We start from the raw sequence: 18085 nt of genomic DNA on the forward strand, positions 1-18085 counted from the left end.
GGTCAGAGTTCATCCATCGGCAAGACCTGGGCCGCCATGCGGACGTCGTCCGGCGTGTACTTGTTGGCTGGCGTAGGCTCAATCTGAGTCTTCTTCTTGTGCAGCTGTACGACGCGATTGGCGTAGATGGAGTCGTACCGGTCTAGGCGAGCTCGCAGGCGCTTGACTTCCTGGTCGAGGAAGTCACATTTGACCTGCAGACTGTACTCAGACAGTCGCTCCATTGCTGCGAGCAGCAGTTCCCTCGCTGCGGGCAGCGCGCAGCCCTCGTGGCTTACGAGCTTGAGCTTCAACCCCGCGTGATGCGCGATGACGGTGAGGTTGAGAGTTGGTCCGGTCAGCTTGCCCTTGTCGTCGAACTTGCGCTTTTCAAGTAGCTCACGCAGGGTCTGTGCGAACTTTTCCTCCCTCGGGTCCACGGGCTCGAACTTGGCGAGCAGGTCTTCAACAAGGCTGAGAGGCGTCATAGGCTGGTGCCTTCAAGATGCGCACAATTTTTCGTGACTGCTCATAGCTTCTGACTGCTACCCGGTTTGCCCTGTCTTGGGCGGCTTCCTTCCATGCCGCGGCTCGCGTCTCATAGAAGGGAAGATGCTCGCGACCAAGTGCAAGGCAGTCACAGCCGCCACACATCGAGACGGTGCGTGTCTTCTCGTTGGGGCGCGTGTGCATCCACGACGGGCCACCTGCGGCAGCCTGGCACCGTGATTTCAGAGGCGCCATGCTGATAAGACAATTGCCGTTGTCGTTGAAGTAGATGCGCAGGTCGTGGGTGATAACGATGTCCGTGACCTTGTCGCGAAGCTCCGCAGGGTCTTTGATGCCTTCGAGCTTGAATTCCTTCAAGAAGTCATTCACGGCTGCAGCCATCGTGCCGAAGACGACCTTGCCTTCACTGCGGCTCACGAAGAAATCGACTGTTGCGGAGTGGCCGAACATCTCAACGTCATCGTGCAGACGCTGCACTGGCTCGTAGTAGCCCCGGTACGTGATTGAGTCGGTCAGGTGCCCAAAGTGAAGGCTGAGGGCATGAAGCGCGGTCTTCCTCGTCTTCAGGCAGAAATCCGCGAACGTCTTACGCCCCTGGTGCGTCCTGATGCACTGGCCACGCGTTCGCCGGTAGCGCACCAGGCTGTTGCCGTGGCGGTCGAAATCCGGCAGGGTGGACAAGTCAACGAAGCACCGGATGAAGCGCCGGCAGCCGCGCTGCAGGTCTGTGCCGGTGGCCTGGTGCACGCTATCCGCGCTCGCGGGCATGCCCCACCGGTTCTTGAAGTGCACGAAGAGCGGCGCCTCCTTGTCGTCGTCAAGGAACGGCGTCACCACGTCGTGCAGCAGATTCAGCGCTCGAACGATGACCGGCAGCTCCTTGCTGCGATATGGCGCGCAGCCGATGACCCAGTCGTTCGCCTTGGGCTCGGCTTGGCCTTTGGTGAGTACCCCCTTGAGGAAGTACAGGTCCATCATGCCGTCTGGGGACTGCATCTTGTACACACACGAGGGCAGGCCATTGACCTTGTCTTTGAGGACCTTGGCTGAACAGACCTCGGAGATGCGCAGGCCGGCCAGGTACTGCACCGCGAGAACGCAGGCGTCCCGCAGCATCAGCACCGCCAGACGCATGCGGTGGTAGCCGAACGCAAGTGGGTCCTCAGCGCCTTCGATGCGCCCCTCATTGCGTTCCCTCCAGGGCAGGGCTGCCAGGCGCTCTGAGCTGAACCCCGCGGCGTCCAGCTTCGCGAAAGCTGACATCACTGCCCGGCGGCCGCCGTCCTTGGAGTTCTGGAATGCGAAATGGGCGCGCCGAATCTCCGGCCCGACTTCGTCGACCCACCGGAATACTTCTGCGAGCATGGGGATGCTCACTGCCTGGGGCAGTGCAGGAATGCGGTTGATGGCATGCGCGACGATGCCTGAGGTGACCTCGCCGCCGCTTCTTCCCTTGAATGGCGCCCTTGAGAGGGCAGGCAGCTTGCGCTTTTGGAGCAGGACTCGTTGCGCGTAGATGTAGTAGATGATGTTGATGCGATTGGCAACCTGCGAATAGGTGAAGCCGTCATCCTCAGCCTGGTCGTCCACCTTCGCCTCGTCCTCTTCTTCCAAGTCCTCCTCGAGGACCGAGCGCAGCGAGGGGCTGTGATAGCCAAAGCCATAGCCCTCCGCGACGAAGTCCGGGTAGACCTCCTCGCGCTTCAGAATGAGCTGAGCAAGCACGTTGTGGTACCGCTCCTGCACGGCAGGCGTCAGTTGCGAGAAGTCCTTGATTCCATTCCAGACGAACCAACGGAATGCCTCCCGGATACCTCCGCTGATGGAGCCAAGCGTGCCCACCTTCAGCTTTTTTCCGTAGGCGTCGTTGGTCAGCATTCCCCACACGACCGTCTTGAAGCTCTCGAGCAGGATGATGTGCTGCGGGTCGGTAGAGAGTCCCCCTGTTGGCAAGACAAATTGCCAGTTGATGGCAATCGTCGGTCGTGCCGGATTGCGATTGAGGAACCGCCAGACGAATGCGTTCCAGAAGGTCTTGAAGTCCGGCTTGTCCAGGTCAACGAAAGCCTCCTCGGGCACCTGAGGGCTGCCCTGTGGGACAGCAGCGGAGGCGGAAGCTGCGGCGGCCATTGTCATTCAATGACTCCAATTGGCGGAAGTGACATGCGCTTGACCCGCTCCCAGAGCTGAGGCTTGTTCTTGAAGAGGGGAATCCACTTGCGCTCAAGCGTCTTGAGCACGCCGTCCCAGCAGGCCTTCCAGCGCTCGAGGGGCATCGTCTTCCTGGCTTCTTTGAGCTGCTCGCGCAGCTGCAGCATCCTGGCCAGCCCGTAGGCGGTGAGTTCCGGTGACCCGAGCGGGCAGCCCGGGCAGCGGCCGAACGCCCCGCACTGGCGCCCCTTCACCTCTCCAGGTATGGGCGAGTCGAAGGTGTCCACGCACTTGCAGCCGGGCGTCGCGGCGCTGATGTCCTTGCTATCTGACCCCAAGTGGTGGACCTTCCCCCCGGTCCGGACATACCGCTCCTTGTTCGACTGGAGTTCAGCGACTCGAGCGTTGCTACGTTGGCGTGCCGACTCCCCGATGTAGTGGTCACGAAGCACCGACTCGGATTTGCCTCCTTTGAGAGCGAAGGAAGCACGGATGTCATCTGCAAACATCCACATGCCGTAGTCCAGCGAGGTCATGCGCAGCTCCCTCAGATTGAAGCGGTCCAGCTTGTGCCGCTCGCAGAACTCGGCCAGATGGTGCAGCCACTTCGTGTCGCCACCGCGCCCATCGAGCTTGGCGGATGCGAAGGCCTTGACTGCGTTCTCATTGGTGACATGGATGAAGATGCAGTCCTTGTACTTGCCCGCTTCGCTGCGAATTCTTTCAGTCCACGCAACCATCAGCTCCAAGATGGAGTTGGGCGAACAAGGGTCGGCGTCGTCGATTGGGAAACTACGCGCATAGGTACTTCCCCGCTGCTTGCCAGGCCGCACCGTGAGGCGAACCTCGAGCCGGCCGTTGTTCAGGACGTCCTTCCTTTTCAGGTTTTTCTGGCCGAGAGTGCGCAGCGCGTCGGTGTTGAAGTGGCCATAGATGGTCAGCAGCAACATGGGCGCGACACAGCTCTCCGGCGCGGGCTGCAGGTACTCTGAGACGTTGCGCCAACCGCCATGGAAGCGGCTGATGGCCTCATACACCGCTCGCTCTTCCACAACGTCCGATTCGGCAAGCGTCGTGTACATCGGCAGCTTGCCGCGGTAGCTGGTCTTGAGATACCAGAGCACCGCATCGAGATTGCGGAACTGGCCCTCTCCACGCTTGGTGGTGTCCGGCGGAACTTCCGGGCCGGCGAAAAGCTGCTGCGCATACCGGACCTTGTGCACCACTTCGAGGAACTCGTCTCGGGCAGCGTTGAGCGTGTCGATGAGCGCCGACTGCCCCATCGACTGCGTTGTGTTGCCCGAGCCGCGCAGGCCAGAAAAGGGATTTCGCGGGAAATCCTCAAGCTGGGGCAGTAAGGCTGCCAGCTTCGGTGTTTCCTTCATGCAGGCAAACAGGCTGCAGAACGCCCCGTAGTACTTGCGCAAAGTTTCAGGAAAGTACAGCTCCCCATTGTCTTTGAGAGCTTCCTTGCGAAGCCACGCCACCACGCGGTGCCCGAGGTCTGCTGGCCATTCCTTCAGGGGTTTCGCCTGGAGTCGCTTAGCGCGCGCGAACTCGAGCAGCCCGTTGTTCAACTGAGAGCGCAGCGTCTCGAAAGCTCGCGGGCTCCTGCGGCCTGGCTCGTTGCACACCAGAACGAACCCGTCAGTCAAGGCTACGGCGGATTCGAACTTCGCGACGTCCGCCTTGAAGCCTTTCAAGGCAGCCTTGAAGTGCGGCGCGTTCTCAGGCTTTCCGTTGTACGAGCGCAGCTTTCCGGTCAGGACGAGGTCGCCCGTCTTCCCCTGAAATTCAGCGTCCTGCGCTGCAGTGAGCTGCTGGAACCTGTCGGGGCGCCTCGTGAGTACGGTACTGCGGCCCATCAGATTTCGCCACCCGCCGTATCGGGGCTTGACGCTGCCCCCGCGTTCTTGTGACGCGAGGGCGGCTGATTTCCCACCACCAATTGCACGCCGCCTCCCTGCTCTTCACAGCGCATCAGCCAGCTCCTCATCAAGCTCTTCGTCGTCCTCCATGCCGTACACGCCAGCATCAGCATTCAAGGTTGCAATGAACTCGTCGGTCACGCTGGCTTCAAAGTCCTGCGTCACCGGCAAGTAGAACTTCATGGTCGTTGCCGCATCCTTGTGCCCAAGCTCCTCCTGCACGTGCTTCCAGGGGTCGGTGTCACCGTCACGCTTGCGTGCGTAGTACCTCCACACCGCAAACGTGTGACGCAGGTTGTGGAAGGTGTACTTGGGCCGCAGCAGTTCTTCCACGACGAGGTTCGTCCAGTCACCATCGACGGGCGCGAGCTTCGAGACGGTCATCGTCACCTGGGCGGCCATACAAGCCTTCGCGAAGCGCCGCTGCAAGGTTCCTGTGCGAAGCGGCTCACCTCGGTGTTGCCCCGTTTTGTGCACGAGGAGCACGCCGTGGTCCGCCTGCACGCCACGCATCACCTCAGCGCGTTCACACTTGATGTAGTTGACGACCTTCTGCACCAACACGCCGTGCATGCGTACAGTTTTACGCTCGCCGCCTTTGCGCCGGAACTTGCCCACACGGTAGAACGCGCCCGGGATGAGTTTCTGGTTCAAGTACCGCTTGAACAAGCGCACCTGCAACCCCACGACCTCGCTGACCCGCAGGCCGGCTTGCAAACCCAACTCCATTCCCAGATGGCCAATCGAGGACGTGGCCGATTCTTCGTCCTCATCACAGCCAGAGGCACGCGGCTCAGGGCCCATTGCCTTCAACGTCTCCTTGACCTCGTTCTCGTTCATGTACAGGGGGATTTCCTCGTCGTCGGCGTCGTCTCTGGTAACAGGCACCTTGCTGCGCCTGCTTCTTCGCCGCTCGTCCAGAAACTCGGCCGCCTTCCTCGCGTCGAAGAGCGTTCCGTACGGCGAGTGCTCACACAACGCCGGAATATGTTGCGGCGCCCACTTGTACATGGCCGTGATGGGCACAAGGCGCCGAGTCTTCGTGCGTTCGGTGTAGTACCGGCCATGATGGGGAGAGACGAACCTGTCCATGCTTGAGACGTACAGCGCGAGGTCTTCCCAAGTCGCCTTGTTCCAGGGCACGCGGCGGCGGGTTAGGTACCGCGTCCAATCGAGCAGGTCGCTCGCGTAGGCGTCGACGGTGTTCTTCTTGAACCCGCCATCTCTGTTGGTTTGTGTGGTCGCCAAAAAGAGCAGCCCGGGTTCGAACAGCTGACCGCTGAGCTCGTCGATGATGTACGAGAACCCAACTGGTAGCGGGCTCGTCGAATCACCCTCGGCGTCCTGCGTGCGCTTGATGACCCAGAGCGGGAGAACGGCGTCTTCTCGAGCGGCTGATTCCGTCTTCATCAGCCGTGGTGCTGGTGGGCACTGCGACGGATGCGAAGCCAGTCATTCCTCAGGGGGCCAACCGGCACCGTCCTGAGACTCAGGACTTCTCCGAGCCGCATGCCCGTGGTGCGCACGAGGAAAAGCAACGTAGAAGCCTGCTGCTTCGGCCAAGGTGCCGGCTTGGGGTGGCCAGCCCACCTGTACAGCTCTCCGGGAGCCTTGGGGAGAGTCACTCCCGCACCATTGCGCTCGCTCATTCAGACGCTCCTTTCAGTTCGTGGGCCGTATCTACTGATTGCCCAGTGCTAGGTAGTGTCTGATTTCTCGGCGCAGTCTTCAACCGCGATGCAATCTACCGCCCTCTAAAGCTCTTAGCTAGTCTAAAACGCTTTGCATGTATTCGCCTCATTTTAGAAGCTTGCATTCTTCCACTGTAGGTTGTTTAGATAGCGCACTCTTTAAGAGAGAACGTTCTGGGTTGGTTCTACAGTCCTATACCGTGAAGCAGCCTTCAGAGGAGAGAGGAAGGTCAACGCTAAAGTGCCGACGTCTTTCCCATGCAGGCTTTAGGCGCGCCTTTGCACTCAATGCGACGACCGTAAACCGTTGAGAGCGCCGTCTTTTAAGTACCTACGAAGCCAGGGAGACAACGATTCTTACCTGAGCGCCTTTACGGGTCTCTCCTCCCTTTCGGACCTGCTCAATGCTGCACCGGGCGACTTCTAGGAGAACCTGGCCGGCATTCACGCCGTCGAACTGGCTCTGGCCGGCCAGAGAGCGCAGAACCATGGGCGTCGCCCTTCCTCGCCCGCGCTGATGCCCCGAGTACATTGGCACCAGGAGCCACCTATGTACCTGCGGCACGCTTCCGGCCGCCCCTGACGAAGAGAACCATGACCGAGCCCGACAACGAACTCATCACCATCGACACCTCAGAGCTGGAGCGTTTGGTCGGTGAGGACGTTGTCGTAGCAATCCTCAGCTCTGCGCCGCTCAAGGTGCAGACCCGGGTTGCCAAGGCGGCGCATCACCTGCAGAAAGCAATCCGACTGGAGGGGTTCGACGAAGAGATGGGCGTCATCCGGCTCATCGCCGCAGAGGAGGAACTGGTCGTGGCCATCTTCGAGCTGCTGAAGCTGAACGCGGACCACTTCCCTGAGCATCGCGACTTCGTCAGCAAGAAGAAGAACCACCTGGTGAAGCTTGCGTTCACGCCGGTTCTCTCCGAGATGGCGACCGTCTTCGAAGACTTCCTGAAGAATGGACTGGCCCCGGCGGGCCTGGAAGGCGTCACGACCTGGCGAGTTGTTCCTGCTGTGAAGGACGGAAAAGCAGTGCTGACATTGTTTGCGCACGACGGGAAGTTCCTCATCGACGTCAACCCGCTGGACGTCTCCATCAGCAGGGACGAAGCGTCTGATGACGAGGTTGTCCAGCATCTCTATGACGACTTCTTCGCGCGACTGCCCGACGACGGGGAGAACAGGGTTAAGACCTTCATCACGCAGCGGGCCGATTACCGCAACAAGCTCCTCTACGCTGAGGACGGCCAGTCGTACCTCATGGGCGAGACCTTGGCAGAGATTCGGGCCATCGTGGAGCGAGACCTCACGCGCCTTCTGTGGTGCCTGGCTGCCCTCTTGACGAACAAACCTGCGTCCAAGAGGTGGGGCGCCGTCGGTCAGTTCATTGCGCTGTACCGGCGCGTGCTGCTCGAGGCCAAGGTGCTGCGGCCTGCGGAATTCGAAGCCTATGGACTGCTGCCGGCCCGGGAGGAGTGACCAGGCGCGTCGCTAGTCGAAGCGCTTCAGATAGCGCGTGTAGACCCAGCCAGTAACGCTCCCGTCACCACTGCTCCATTCGATGAGCGTGAACGCGCCGGCGCGACGCAGCACGCGTATAGCGGTCCCGAACGAAAGCGCCGCGACTTTCTTGCCCTTGGCGGCGGCCGAGGCGCGGACCACCAAGTTCTGGGTGCTGACCATCCTGAACTCGGCCAGGACGGAGGTCCCCCCGACGGCTGCTACCGCCTCTTGCCTCGCCCTCTTCTTGCGACCTTGCGGGCTATCGTCATCGAGCCACTTCTTCTTCAACCAGTGTTCGGCAATCGGGTTCACGAATGCGTACACCAGACCCACGAGGAGCGGACCGATGAACACGGTGAGGAAGAGCTGCTGGACGGGGTCTAGGCTGCTCAAGACTTTCGCCAACGCTCGGTAAGCGCCCTCCAAGGTAGGCGCGTCCAAGACGAATAGAGCCGCGTGAGCTGTGGCCGCAGATGCCGTGGGGAGAGCCCCCTCCTCAGCGTCCGGAATCTTGATGAACTGCTGTACGAGGGTTGTGGCGAGCCTGGGCCCTACAACCGTTTCGATGAGGCGCTCGTAGTACTGCGGCCGTTCGCGAATCTGCCGCGCCCAGGCTTGCAGTTGCTCTGGGCTTGTACGCTCGAGTGACTTCTCGACGAGTTGGCGCACCTCAGAGGCGGAGCTCACAGGCTTGAAGCTTTCCGCGCCGGGCAGATGCAGGCCAAACGACTTGGCGACCCAAGACGCTTCCCGTTGCTGCGATGCACGCTGCACAGCGGTGGTCGCCGACTCGTACCGCTGCACTTCATGCTGGAGCCTCTGTAAAGGCGTTTCGGGGAGCCGGTGGCGCGCAAGCTCCTCGTGCACACGCTGCAGCGATGTTGCTGGCACCTGCTCTCTAAGAGTCTTCAAGTCATTCATGCGCCACCATCATTGGCCAACGTCTCGCCCGGGGCGGGCTCGTGGGGCGGCGTGTTCTGCTGCGCTGCTGCTCTTGCTTTCTCTCGCTCGCGATGGGTCCAGTCCTGGAATGCGTCCAGCGAGAGGTCGGAGGCGGGGCAGACCTCGCGGTAGCGGTCCATCAGACAACTCGTTGCCTTCAACAAGCGAGCCGCTTCTTTGGTTGCTTCAGCACGTGTCAGCTTGGCGCCTCCAGTCAGAGTTGATGCCGTGCCATGCAGCACGCGTGAGCGCGCTTCGACAAGCTCCTCCACGAAGCCGCCATAGGTAAGAGGCGCGTTGTTGGAAAGAGGCCTTGTAAGTGGCACGCCGAGCACCCTCTGCACCAGACCCCGCAGCCGGCTGTTGCTCTTGTGTCCTTTGGTGCTGGAAGTGAGGTTCTCAAGACAAGCCTCGAGCTTGGCAAGTGCCGCGGTGTCGAGCTCGTCGCTTGCCGCCTCGAAATACCAGTAAGCTGCGTCGCACCAGGCATGCGACATGCCATCGAGGGCTTCGTCGACTGAGAGGAATGCCTGAATCCGGGCGCCGCAGGACTTCAGCAGCGTCGCGTTGGCATCAATCGCCTGGTCGAAGTACTCGCTCGAGAGCGCGTCGGCCGGAGTGTTGCTTGTGGTTTGCCCCGGCCAGACCTCACCGCTGTCGTCCAGCGTGAAGCTCATGACCCAATCTGGCACCGCACGGTTTGAGACCCTGTGCATCGGAGGGTCCAGGGGTAGTACTAGGTGTAGGCTCGCCAACGCAAGGTCGACAGCGGCATTGGCAAGCTCCCTGCGCCTCGCGTCTTCTCCACGCACCTCCACACGTGCGAACCACCGCGCATTCCTGGAGTTTGCAAAGTTCGAGAGCCAATCGCCGAAGGCCGCGGTCTTGATTCCCTCGGCCTCAAGTTGCCCAGCGCTGATGAAGCGCACTGGCCCAACATCAAAGGAGCGCGCGTCCTGTGGGAGCAGAGCGCATGGGACAAGGTGCGTTTCTGCTTTCGTGTGGCCTTGGAACCACTGCTCCAGCTTGTTCTTCAGACCGGCGACGTCAGCGTGAGCAAGGTTGGCGCGCTGGTCGTAGTAATCCAGCGCGGCGCTCGCTACCTTTTCGCGAAAGGCGGCGAGAGACGCCCCTCGTCGAAAGCGCTCGTCTCGTTCGTGGAGGACCGACGCGAGGCGGTGGATACAGGTGCGTCCAGCCGGTGTGAAGCCCAGGCTCCCAACCTCATCCACGCGCGCGAAGGCGAGTCCAGTGGCATGAAGCTCCTCCGGGCCGACTGGCAGATGCTCATGCGGCACATACTTGGCTTCGGAAAGTGCGTTCTTCAGCAGGTCGAATTCGTTCACGCGCGTGTCCTACGCTGCCGCGATGCGGAGTACCGGAGCTCAAGCCGGCGCTGCAACGCCCGTGAGAGCGTGGGCAACCGGAAGCGCCTTCTCGAGAATCTCAATCATCGCGAGCGCCTCTGCACGCGAGATGGGCGGGAACGGCGACCGGTAAATCGTCTCGTTGCGACGCGCGTGCGCCTGGCTGACCAGACGCTGCTGGTCGGGATTGAGCTTGAGGTCGGCGGCGACGCGCTGGATGGCCAACTGCCGGCCAGAATCCTTTGTGCGCACCTCGTAGAACTCGAGGACCGCCTGCACCAGGCCGTAGAAGCCTTCGTATGCGAGTGTGAACCTCTGCTTGGCACGTGCGACGTCGATGCCCTTGGCGACTTCCAAGTCCTCGCGTGCATTCTTCAGGAAGCCTTCGACGGCACCGTCGGTTCGCGTGACGGGCCCGAATGCGCCTGTGCGAATGAGGTTCTCGTATTCAGGCGGTCTCGGCATGCTTCATGAGCTCCAGCTTCTGGCTCTTGGCAATCTTTGAGACCACAGGGTCCGAAGCAACGAGTTCGCGCCATTCCTCGGGGTCGTACAGATTCAAGTGGACTGGCCGGCCAAGGTCCTTCTCCACTGCGTGAAGAGCACTCAGGAGCTCGCCGTACGGAGCGTGACCAATCACGGCGACATCAATGTCGCTCCTGGAGCTGTCCTCGCCGGAAGCGACTGAGCCGAAGACAAAGGCCTCTTCGATGTCGTCCTCGAATGGCTGGAGAGCTCGAACCAAGGGCTCCTTCACCCCAAATGACTTGCGCACGATGCTCAAGAGCTCTGGGTACAGGAAGAACTCCTTATTGGCCCGGATGCTCCTCTGCCGCCCTCTGCGCGGCTCTTCGATGAGCACACCAGCATCCAGAAGACGTTCAACCTGCAGCTGCGCTCCGCCCCGGCCGCTTGCCGCCAGCTCTAGCAGTTCCCGCAAGGTGAATGACCTCTCTGGCTGCGACAGCACAGCGCCAAGCACCTTCTGGACGGTCGGAGTAAAGAGGAAGTCGGCGGAGCTCATGTCCCTAAGGTGGGGATGTTTGTCCACATTATAGGGACTGAGCTCGATTTCTGTCCATTTGGTAGGGACAAGTGTCCTCTAAGTAGGGACGATTGTCCCTTGAATAGGGACACCATGCACAGCGCTTGACGAGGCGCCGTGCGGCACTACAATTCACTCACTCAGACAAATGAGTGAACGATGAATCTTCCAAGTCTCCACCTCAAAAGCGTGCTCGGTGCGGCAGAGCTGCTGGGCATCGCGGCCGGGCGTGCTGCACTCGAGCGGCTGGGCAAAGCTGCGCCCACGCGGGTTGATGCGCCGGCTCTCCTGCTGGACATGTCCGGAATGGAGCTGGTGACAGCAAGTGCAGCCCGCGAAAGCCTCCTGAAGCTCAGCGAGGTCATCTCGCAAGCGGGCGCCCTCCCCGTCTTCGTGAACGTCAATGCTGCAACCTTGGACGAACTGAGGTTCGCTGCAGAAGCATTGAAGCAACCCGTCGTCGTTGCCTCCACCGACGAGCAAGGAAGTCTGACGGGCGCTTTCGTTATCGGCACGCTAGAGCCCACTCAGCGCGAGACCTTAGAGGTGGTCTCCCAGCTCGAAGAGGCCGATGCCAAAACTGCAAGCCAAGCCGCGGAATCGGCTGCCGGCGTCACGGCCTGGAACAACAGGCTGTCTAACCTCGCCTCGCTGCGCCTGCTGCAGGAACGCAAGGTGGGAAAAACCAAGCTGTACTCCCTCACGGTGAAAGGACTGGCGTATGGGAACTGATTTCCTGCGGAACAAGCGCGAGCGGCACGAGAAGGCCTGGCGCCGCAACCTGGCAAACGCTGCGAACGACATGTTCGCTCCTGCTCCCAAGGTGCGCCGCGTCATCAGGGCCAAGAGCGAGCCGCAGCTGTCGCTTGTGCCGCAGCAGCCGGTTCTGCTGCGGCTCATCCAAGGCGGCAAGGTTGTGGCAAGCGACGGGGTGCATCAGGTCGCAACGGTCGAACGGCCGTCCGCAGCCCTGGTGGCCACGCTGAAAGAGCACCACAACGTCGCTCCGGGGAAGGTTCGGCGCGTGAACTGCCAAACCAATAGCGTGGAACTGCAACTGGAGGACTGATGCTCGAGCCGCGCCACCATCAGCAAGTCTGGGCAATCAAGGACCAGAGCAGCGGCCAGCCGCTATTGGGCTGCGGTACGTGCCTGGACAGGCCCACCTGCGGTGGACTGCACACAGCCAATGGTGGCGCGGACGCAATAAGCTGCATGTCCATGTGCAGGTGCGAAGACCCCGAACGCTGCCACACGGTCTGCCCGAAAGCGCCCGTGCGGTACGCGCATCGAGTGTGGGAGGTGGGTGGCTTTGAGCTGGACGACATCCCTCTGGCGCCTGCAGTACCACTGCCGCCCCTTCCCGGCTTCATTCCTCTGTGGGAGGGCAACGTGGTTGGCAAGCGCGCGATTCGCGACTTGAACCACGTCGCCTTTCCGCTCTCCATGGCGTTGCGCGGAGGCAGACAACTTGACCGGGCGAAGAACGCTGCGGAGCTGCGCAGGTCCTTCGGCGCTCAGCCAATCAAAGGCTGGATTGCAAGTGGCGTGGAACGCGACCCCAAGGTCGAGCGCATCTGGCGCCTGCCCGAGTGGAAGAAAGCTTTCGCCCTGATGCACAGGGCCGGCGTCATCTTCGCCACAAGTCCGAACTACAGCACGTACGCCGACGTTCCGCGTCACGACAACCTGCACGCCATCAAACGCATCGCGTGGACTTGGTACCACATGGTGAATGCAGGTCTGCCGACAGCGCTGCACTTGAACGGCCGCACGGACCATGACTTCGAGCGTTGGGCCGAGTTCGCCAAGCGCCAAGTCAATCTCAAGGCTGTGGCATTCGAGTTCCTCACTGGGGCAAAGCCTCTGGAAGACGGCGCGCGGTACGTGCAGCGACTCATTCGGTTCGTCCAGCTCAGTGGTCGCAGAGACCTCGTGCTCGTGCGGCGGGGCGGCCAGAGCTTCGAAGACGAGCTGAAGAACTACTTCGCCCAGGTGGTTACCATCGACTCTGACCCGTACTTCAAGACGGTCAAGAGGCAGCGCCTGACCCTCGAGCACTCTGGGGCGCTGCGCGCCCGCAAGCACCGAACCGCAAGTGCGGCGCAGATGCGAGAGCTGCTCACACACAACACCAGCCTGAAGGCAGCCCTGCACATGGGCACGCTGCAGCGGCCTGCCCAGGGTGAGCTCGAATTCCTTGCCCTGGCTGCTTCAGGCCCAGCGCAGTGCGAGACTGACGACGAAGCCTCGCAGTTCGACTTGTTCGCGGGATAGCCACTCCGCATCGTCGGGGTGGCCCTCAATCTCCAGGCTGGCATCACCACTGCGCACTCTCAAGGTGGCGTCAAGCGACCTCATCGCATTCGCGACTGTCTTGTATCCGGTGCCGCGCCCTTGGTCAGGCAGGCGAGACTTGTGCTCCACAAGCGCTTTGATGAGTGCCTGCTCCGCGGTCAGGCCGGACAAACCCGGGTTGGCCGACACATAGCCTGCCACGATGCCCTGCCCGGCGTCAGCAACGCACACCGCGACCCCACCCTCGAAGACCTCATACAGGCCGATGCCACGGGCGTTTGGCCCTGCGTGCTCGTGCACGTTCGTAAGCAATTCGACCGTGGCGCCCTTGAGCAGAGAACTCGCAGCTCCCGTCAGGCCGGCTTCAGACACCGCGCGAGCAAGTGACTCACCGAACAGCAGGGAGTTGTTCGCCGCCTTGACTCCAGCTTCGCCGAGGAAGAAGGCGCCCAGGCCAGGTGAGTATGCAGCTGCCACATCGTTCTTAGCCGCCTTGGAGAGCAGTTCATGCCGCTCACCGCCGCGCCTGTCAAAGGACAGAGCGCCGATGGTCTTGCGCAGTACGAGAGCTTCGACATACGGGCCCAAGCTCAGGTCCTCGCTCGGCACAGAGGTGGCTGCACCTGCGGCTGCTGAAGCAGCTGCGTCCTCAATGAATGCGAAGTCTTGGAGGTCGGGAGCCTTCCGCGGCATTACCTTGGCGGATAGTGGATGTGCCAGCGTACACGACTTTGCTATCGGAAAGCCGATAAGTGTTGGCCCACCTATACGAGACAGAACCTCTTCTTGCGACCGATGACCGAACTTGCGCCAGTTAAAGTCTGGTGCTCAGAAAAGGACGGGGAGACGCGGCAATGCCAGACGTGGTGCGACAGCTCGAGGACTTCAATCCCGCAGGCGTTTTCAACGACAAATACATACCGGCTCCCGGGTCAGCCCTACTTCTCATCCATCCCAGTCAGCAAGTCGTGCTACGGCGTTGCGCGGTCGCCGCCTTCATGCTGGTCGACCCCAAAGACAAGCAACTTTTCTACAAGACTCTCACCTTCATCGCGCCGCCGGAGCTAGTCTGGGCGCAATCCGAGGAAGAGACCTTCGAACTCCTGCTGACTGGAATATCTGAAGTTCGAGGCCGAACGGTCGACGAGCGAGAACGCTCGGAGCTGCGCGACAAGTTCAAGTTTTTTCGGATGGCCGAAGCTTCGGTTGCGAGCGTAGCTCTTGCCATCGAGAAAGCAGGAGAGACCCAGTTCGTCTTCTTGCCATACGCAACCATCTACAGAGACCCAGCGCAGTCCAGAACGCAAGACCAACCGAGAATCCGGCTTCACGAAGACGCATGGGTGTCACACACCGCTGAACTCGCACGCCGGCTCACTGCAGTCGCTAATGAGAGAGGCTGCTTCATTCTGATGACGACTGCAGAGAGTGCCCCCTCAACGGACGCGAACAGTCAGCTTCTATTGAGCGCGGAGAACTTCAACGTCTACGGCTTGCGCCAGAAGACCCAGGATAAAGTCGTGGACAAGCTCGCCGTTTGGACGACCGCGGCGGCATCCGGGCGGACAGCGCAAGCGTTGACCGAACTGGAAGCAGAGAACCTGCCGGCGCTGGAGAAGAAGCAGGCGCGCATGCAAATCGCCGCATACGGAGGCGACCACGAGCAGGCTGCCGCCCTCGTGCGCGAACTGCGCCAGGAGATGACGGTCACAGGTGGCGCCGCGGTCCAGTGGGCTGGCATCTGCCTCAAGGGAGATGACAGCAAGACGGCCAGTGAGCTTATAGCCGCAAGCCTGGATGCGCTGACGGATGAACGCGAACTACGGGAGGCACTGCGCATCGCAACGCAGTCGATGGACTCCGAGCTCGTCGAGCGTGCGTGGAACCGACTCACGACGCTCTTTGGCGGCAGTTCCACGTTGCACCTAGACTGTGAGCAGCGACTGCTGCAAATCTGCGCTTTGGCGAAGAACCCGCAGAAAGCGAGCGCCATCTCGCGCATCGGGTTCTTGCCAGTCCACGACTACATCGCTGGACAAGTTGGTCGCGGTGTTGAGTTTGACTACTCACAGCCACTTCGCCACGTCGAGAACAATTGGCCTGAACAGCGCGAGCTCGCGTGCATCTGCTTCGCGCGACACGCGGAAGCTGTCGAGGCGGCCGCCGCGGCGTGGGTGCTCGCCAGTGAGCTGATACCGGATAGCCGCTTCTCGCGTGCAGCAGCGCAGCTAACCCTGCGGGTGATGCAATCTCTCTTGCTGGTCGATGCAGTCGGCCGCGAGCAGCTGGATGTCTATCGCATACCTATTGAAGCTGTCCTGATGCATCTGGCCGACCATCCTGATGATGGTTGGACGCGAGGGACGCTGCTGAATACGCTGGAGGTTGAGCGGTCAGGGAGCGTCGGTTACACGTTGCTCATCGCCCTGGCGCTCGACGTCGTGCGCCCAGACGCGAAATCGACGGCGGAAGCCGTCAAGCCGGCCCTAGCGGAGGAAAGTGAGTTCAAGGACTTCCTCAACCGGTTCGGCGCGTGGCACGCGCAAAACAAGGTCTTCGATATGCGCAGGTCTCTGCCGGCCGACGTCGTCGGGACGAACGCCGCTGGCTTGGCGCGCCTGCTGGCGGAGAGTTTGGAGCAAGAGCTTTTCGAACAGAATAGCTCAGCCGAGCTTCAAGGCTTGGATTTCCAGGCTACCTTGCTGCCAGCAGTGGCACGGCATGTTCCTGGTGAGACATGCGACATTCATGCGCTGCGCGCCTTGGCGGGCCGGTACTCCCTTCTTGGTGACAACCAGCGCGCCCGAGACCTAGCTGAGTCGATACTGCAGGTGGCTGGCGACTCGCCGGCTCGCAGGCGCCTGGCGTGGGGCGCCTATGCCGACATCTATCTGCGCGCGGCAAGTACTCCGGACGCCCTTATAGGCATCATCTGCGCCAGCGCCACTCAGGCCGAACTTCCCAAGTCTGACCTCGCCTATGAGGTCTACACGCAGTTCCGGGCCATTCGAGACATCGGGTTCGTCGACCAGGCCGCGCCCCTTTTGGAGAAGTATCGGCAGCTCCAAGAAGCAATCGGGATGACCGACCCTCAGCGCAACAGGCTTGGCGTCATCGGACTCACACTGCGCCTGAAGCAGGCCCGCCGCACGAATCAGGCAGCATTGCTTTCAATGCTGCAGGAGGCTCATGACCTCCTTGAAGAAGCCATCAGGCTGTCAGATGAGCTTTTCGCATCGGCCTTTCTCTTCGGGCAACTCGCTGCCTATGTGGAGCTTGCCGGCGGCACGGTTCCACAGGAGGCAGTCGAGCTCAAGCAACGCGCGTTGGGTGAGTTCGACGCTGAGATGGCGACATACCTGCGAGCACTTTCAACAGCCAGACCGGCGCTGCAGGACTTGGTCGAGCTGCACAACTGGGCTGGAGGCTCACGCTACGCATCCGACGCCCCGAACGATGCGACTGCAGTGCAAATCGCCGCCCACCGCTTGCTGCGCCCGGCCACCCCGGAACTGCCAGTACATGTCGCGTTCCTTGGATGCGAGCTTCTAGCCGAGCGCGGTGTCAAGCCACCAGGTAACGCTGCCGCGCTCACGGCGGCGTGGCCGCTGGACTTCGCAGCCGACCTTGTCAAGAACGAGAACGTGGCCGTTCTGATGGTGGCGTTCGACGATGAGGGCGAAGTCATAACGGCTTGCGCCGCGCCGGGAGCGGCGAATGTCGTGAGGCCAGCTGTTGGGGCGCAAACGGCCAAGGCTCGCTTGCAAGCTTGGTCGCGCACCTACCCATACAAGTACGGCGACATCTCTCCTGGAGAGAAGAAGTTCGACGAGCGCTCCCAGAGATGGAAGGAAGAGGACGACTCGGAGTTCTACGCCTCGATGAAGTCAATCGACGTCCCTTTGCCCGCGGCTGACCGTGTGTTGGTTGTGGCCGAGCCTGAACTCGCTCAATTGACCTTCAACCTGGTTCTCAAGAACCGAGAACTCGCCGGCTACGACACAGCGCTGGCGATGGTTCCATCACTGTCCTGGCTCGCAGCCGTCCGCCAGCGTCCGTCAGGAGGTGATGGACGCCGCCTGGCCTGGCTGTCGGGCGGCGGTAACACCGGTGCGCTTGATGCCATGCAAGCCGTACACCTGATGACACAGGCCACGCTTGCGCAGCATGCGGTCGCGCTGAACACTGCCGCAGAACTTCCTGAAGACTTCCAGGGCGCGCAGATGGCCATCGTTACGGCGCACGGGCAGCTTGGCGCAGAGGGCCGTTTTATCCATCGTGTGGTCGACGAGGGAACGCTGAAGGAGTCTCCCCTGCACCTGGCCAACGCCTTGACTGGCGTCGAGCTCGCAATCCTCTTTGTCTGCAGCGGCGGCAGAGTCGACAGTCACCCCAACATGAGCACCACGGTGGGTTTGCCCAAGATGCTTCTGGACAGGGGATGCAGAACCGTCATCGCGTCACCTTGGCCGCTGGAGTCTCTGGTACCAGGCTGGTGGCTCCCAGCGTTCCTGGATGCGTGGGCCGCCGGCAAGAGCGCGCTCGAAGCCTGCCATGCTGCCAACCGACATGTAGCCTCACTGCACGCGTACCAACCGCAAAGGTCGCTGGCAATGATGGTCTACGGGGACCCGCTGCTCAGAAGCAGCCCGGCTTCGGTCTGACCGC

14 protein-coding genes are annotated in these 18085 nt (G+C 61.4%); 5 read left to right on the forward strand and 9 right to left on the reverse strand.

All coding sequences use genetic code 11. From position 1 onward, the window contains the following. Positions 1-2: 2 nt before the first annotated feature. The 4 genes from EZ216_RS07230 to EZ216_RS07245 all read right to left on the reverse strand — a co-directional run bounded on the left by EZ216_RS07230 (position 3) and on the right by EZ216_RS07245 (position 5978). Positions 3-467 carry a hypothetical protein gene (locus EZ216_RS07230; protein WP_135249012.1) on the reverse strand — a complete coding sequence of 155 codons (465 nt, stop codon included), beginning with the start codon at positions 465-467 and terminating at the stop codon, positions 3-5. After that, positions 445-2625, reverse strand: coding sequence for a hypothetical protein (locus tag EZ216_RS07235; protein WP_135249013.1), 2181 nt, complete (start codon positions 2623-2625; stop codon positions 445-447). The genes EZ216_RS07230 and EZ216_RS07235 overlap by 23 nt, the downstream gene beginning before the upstream one ends. Continuing rightward, the gene (locus EZ216_RS07240; RefSeq protein WP_135249014.1) at positions 2622-4505 is read right to left on the reverse strand and encodes a hypothetical protein; all 1884 of its coding nucleotides are present in this window, start codon (positions 4503-4505) and stop codon (positions 2622-2624) included. Before EZ216_RS07240 ends, EZ216_RS07235 begins: the two co-directional genes overlap by 4 nt. A 105-nt stretch (positions 4506-4610) precedes the next feature. Further along, positions 4611-5978, reverse strand: a complete 1368-nt coding sequence (locus EZ216_RS07245) for a tyrosine-type recombinase/integrase (RefSeq protein WP_135249015.1) — start codon at positions 5976-5978, stop codon at positions 4611-4613. Positions 5979-6853: 875 nt separating this feature from the next. Between EZ216_RS07245 and EZ216_RS07250 the strand changes: the two genes are divergently transcribed. Then, a complete protein-coding gene (locus EZ216_RS07250; protein ID WP_135249016.1) occupies positions 6854-7741 on the forward strand; it encodes a hypothetical protein in 888 nt (295 codons plus the stop codon). A 12-nt stretch (positions 7742-7753) separates the two neighbouring features. Here the strand turns inward: EZ216_RS07250 and EZ216_RS07255 are convergent, their stop codons facing one another. From EZ216_RS07255 to EZ216_RS07270, 4 genes are read right to left on the reverse strand one after another with little or no spacing between them, the layout of a single operon-like run. Next, positions 7754-8686, reverse strand: coding sequence for an SH3 domain-containing protein (locus EZ216_RS07255; RefSeq protein WP_135249017.1), 933 nt, complete (start codon positions 8684-8686; stop codon positions 7754-7756). Then, a complete protein-coding gene (locus EZ216_RS07260; protein WP_135249018.1) occupies positions 8683-10053 on the reverse strand; it encodes a hypothetical protein in 1371 nt (456 codons plus the stop codon). The genes EZ216_RS07255 and EZ216_RS07260 overlap by 4 nt, the downstream gene beginning before the upstream one ends. A gap of 39 nt (positions 10054-10092) precedes the next feature. After that, entirely contained in the window at positions 10093-10539 is a 447-nt protein-coding gene (locus EZ216_RS07265) for a hypothetical protein (protein WP_135249019.1), read from the reverse strand. Then, positions 10523-11098 carry a nucleotidyltransferase domain-containing protein gene (locus EZ216_RS07270; protein WP_135249020.1) on the reverse strand — a complete coding sequence of 192 codons (576 nt, stop codon included), beginning with the start codon at positions 11096-11098 and terminating at the stop codon, positions 10523-10525. Before EZ216_RS07270 ends, EZ216_RS07265 begins: the two co-directional genes overlap by 17 nt. A gap of 180 nt (positions 11099-11278) precedes the next feature. Between EZ216_RS07270 and EZ216_RS07275 the strand changes: the two genes are divergently transcribed. Genes EZ216_RS07275 through EZ216_RS07285 form a run of 3 tightly spaced genes read left to right on the forward strand, consistent with a single transcriptional unit; the run spans position 11279 to position 13396 of the window. Next, positions 11279-11851 (forward strand): hypothetical protein, encoded by a 573-nt coding sequence (locus tag EZ216_RS07275; protein ID WP_135249021.1) that lies wholly within the window; start codon positions 11279-11281, stop codon positions 11849-11851. Next, entirely contained in the window at positions 11841-12188 is a 348-nt protein-coding gene (locus EZ216_RS07280; protein ID WP_135249022.1) for a hypothetical protein, read from the forward strand. Before EZ216_RS07275 ends, EZ216_RS07280 begins: the two co-directional genes overlap by 11 nt. Next, a complete protein-coding gene (locus EZ216_RS07285) occupies positions 12188-13396 on the forward strand; it encodes a DUF4417 domain-containing protein (RefSeq protein WP_135249023.1) in 1209 nt (402 codons plus the stop codon). Before EZ216_RS07280 ends, EZ216_RS07285 begins: the two co-directional genes overlap by 1 nt. On the opposite strand, the gene EZ216_RS07290 is transcribed toward EZ216_RS07285, so the two are convergent. Then, positions 13334-14005 carry a hypothetical protein gene (locus EZ216_RS07290; RefSeq protein ID WP_135249024.1) on the reverse strand — a complete coding sequence of 224 codons (672 nt, stop codon included), beginning with the start codon at positions 14003-14005 and terminating at the stop codon, positions 13334-13336. The two genes, EZ216_RS07285 and EZ216_RS07290, sit on opposite strands and share 63 nt — an antisense overlap. Before the next feature lie 266 nt (positions 14006-14271). Between EZ216_RS07290 and EZ216_RS07295 the strand changes: the two genes are divergently transcribed. Continuing rightward, the gene (locus EZ216_RS07295; RefSeq protein WP_135249025.1) at positions 14272-18081 is read left to right on the forward strand and encodes a CHAT domain-containing protein; all 3810 of its coding nucleotides are present in this window, start codon (positions 14272-14274) and stop codon (positions 18079-18081) included. Positions 18082-18085: the final 4 nt, after the last annotated feature.

The sequence above is a fragment of the Ramlibacter humi genome, from assembly GCF_004681975.1.
GTDB lineage: Bacteria > Pseudomonadota > Gammaproteobacteria > Burkholderiales > Burkholderiaceae_C > Ramlibacter > Ramlibacter humi.

What these genes read in the sequence shown, in the direction of transcription:
- EZ216_RS07280 (WP_135249022.1), top strand. Translation starts at nt 11,841, where the DNA reads ATGGGAACTGATTTCCTGCGGAACAAGCGCGAGCGGCACGAGAAGGCC.
- EZ216_RS07230 (WP_135249012.1), bottom strand. Translation starts at nt 467, where the DNA reads ATGACGCCTCTCAGCCTTGTTGAAGACCTGCTCGCCAAGTTCGAGCCC.
- EZ216_RS07270 (WP_135249020.1), bottom strand. Translation starts at nt 11,098, where the DNA reads ATGAGCTCCGCCGACTTCCTCTTTACTCCGACCGTCCAGAAGGTGCTT.
- EZ216_RS07255 (WP_135249017.1), bottom strand. Translation starts at nt 8,686, where the DNA reads ATGAATGACTTGAAGACTCTTAGAGAGCAGGTGCCAGCAACATCGCTG.
- EZ216_RS07285 (WP_135249023.1), top strand. Translation starts at nt 12,188, where the DNA reads ATGCTCGAGCCGCGCCACCATCAGCAAGTCTGGGCAATCAAGGACCAG.
- EZ216_RS07235 (WP_135249013.1), bottom strand. Translation starts at nt 2,625, where the DNA reads ATGACAATGGCCGCCGCAGCTTCCGCCTCCGCTGCTGTCCCACAGGGC.
- EZ216_RS07245 (WP_135249015.1), bottom strand. Translation starts at nt 5,978, where the DNA reads ATGAAGACGGAATCAGCCGCTCGAGAAGACGCCGTTCTCCCGCTCTGG.
- EZ216_RS07275 (WP_135249021.1), top strand. Translation starts at nt 11,279, where the DNA reads ATGAATCTTCCAAGTCTCCACCTCAAAAGCGTGCTCGGTGCGGCAGAG.
- EZ216_RS07250 (WP_135249016.1), top strand. Translation starts at nt 6,854, where the DNA reads ATGACCGAGCCCGACAACGAACTCATCACCATCGACACCTCAGAGCTG.
- EZ216_RS07240 (WP_135249014.1), bottom strand. Translation starts at nt 4,505, where the DNA reads ATGGGCCGCAGTACCGTACTCACGAGGCGCCCCGACAGGTTCCAGCAG.
- EZ216_RS07265 (WP_135249019.1), bottom strand. Translation starts at nt 10,539, where the DNA reads ATGCCGAGACCGCCTGAATACGAGAACCTCATTCGCACAGGCGCATTC.
- EZ216_RS07295 (WP_135249025.1), top strand. Translation starts at nt 14,272, where the DNA reads ATGCCAGACGTGGTGCGACAGCTCGAGGACTTCAATCCCGCAGGCGTT.